Source organism: Actinosynnema sp. NPDC023658, assembly GCF_040639995.1.
Lineage (GTDB): Bacteria > Actinomycetota > Actinomycetes > Mycobacteriales > Pseudonocardiaceae > Actinosynnema.
Genome location: NZ_JBFAAX010001240.1, coordinates 1 through 1,473, shown reverse-complemented (window position 1 = coordinate 1,473; position 1,473 = coordinate 1). Strand labels below are relative to the sequence as shown.

Below are 1,473 nucleotides of genomic sequence, written 5' to 3'. Positions count from 1 at the left end.
GTCCGATGACCGCGAAGTCCGGGCCGAGCACGTCGTCGAGCAGTCGTCGCTCGCCGTCGACGACCACCTCGGGCTGCGGGAACATGACCCGCCCGTCCGGCAGCGCGGGCAACGGCTTGAACTCGAAGTGCCGCACTATGCGGCGCACCCGCGGCACGGTCTGCGCGGCGCGCAGCACCACGTCCCGCAGGAACGCCGCGAACCTGTTGCGCACCAGGAAGACCCGGCCGAGGCGGACGCTGGTGAGGGCCATCTCCTCGGTGTGCGGCCGCCGTTCGGCCTCGTAGCCGTCCAGCGGGAAGTCCGCGTGCGCCGACCTCAGCGCCAGGGCGATCTTCCAGGTGAGGTTCGCCGCGTCGCGCAGCCCGCTGCACAGGCCCTGCCCCAGGAACGGCGGCATCTGGTGGGCGGCGTCACCGAGCAGGAACACCCGCCGGTCCCGCCACCGCTCGGCGACGAGGTGGTGGAACGTGTAGACGACGGCGCGCGTGACGGTGAAGCGGTCCGGGTCGACGTACGGCGCGACGAGCCGGGCGACGACGTCCGGACGGGTCATCTCCGCCGGGTCCTCGTCCGGCCGCAGCATGAACTCCAACCGGTAGGTGTCGAACGCGCCGGGGGAGACGAACGCGGGACGTCGCCAGTCGCACACGAACGTGGTCGTCGGCACCCGCACCGCGCCGGGCGCCACGTCACCGGACACCGCCAGCCACGGCTCGGCGTAGGACGTTCCGGTCAGCGAGATGCCGGCCGCGACCCTGGTGGTGCTGCGGGCGCCGTCGCAGCCGAGCACGTACGCCGCGCGCACCTCGCTCTCCTCGCCGGTGCTCACGTCACGCAGGACGACCGTCACGGCGTCCTCCTCCTGGGTGAGCCTCATCAGCTCCAGGCCGGTGCGCAGCGTGACGTGCGGGAACCGGTCGAATCCCGCTCGCAGGGTCGCTTCGAGGCGTGGCTGGTCGAAGAAGTGCAGGGGCTTGCTGCCCAGGCCGAAGTCGACCTCGTCCAGCGCGATGGTGGCGAACGCCCGGCCCCTGGCGTTGACGTACTCGGCCCGCGCCGGCGGGTAGGTGTCCCGGGCGACCTCCTGCAGCAGCCCGGCCTGCTGGTAGATCCGCAACGCCTCGTCGTCGCACGAGAACGCCCGCGGCTGCCGGTGCGGTGCGGTGTCCCGCTCGACGACCAGGGTGCGCACGCCCCGGACGCCGAGCAGGTTGGCGGTGAGCGCGCCGACCGGCCCGCACCCGACTACGACGACGTCGAACTCCATCGGTCCTCCTCCTGGTGTGGGATCACATGTCAGCGGAGGGCTGTGGAGGTCTTGTGGGACCGGTGTGGGAGCCCGCGGTCAGGCCTGGTGGGTCAGCGGGGAAGCGGGCCAGCACGAGGGCGGCGCCCTGCTCCTCGGCCAGGCGTGCGCCGGTGTCCAGGTCGGCCGGGTCGTTCCTCGCCAGCCCGCGGACGCGGGGCAGC

2 protein-coding genes are annotated in these 1,473 nt (G+C 72.9%); both read right to left on the bottom strand.

Annotation, left to right across the window (positions count from 1 at the left end; all coding sequences use genetic code 11):
- Window positions 1–1,270: bifunctional 3-(3-hydroxy-phenyl)propionate/3-hydroxycinnamic acid hydroxylase (locus AB0G02_RS39880; RefSeq protein ID WP_360805628.1), on the bottom strand; the 1,270-nt coding region annotated here is incomplete at its 3' end.
- A gap of 22 nt (window positions 1,271–1,292) precedes the next feature.
- Window positions 1,293–1,473, bottom strand: a 181-nt coding sequence (locus AB0G02_RS39875) for a hypothetical protein (protein WP_360805625.1), incomplete at its 5' end; no start/stop codon positions are given.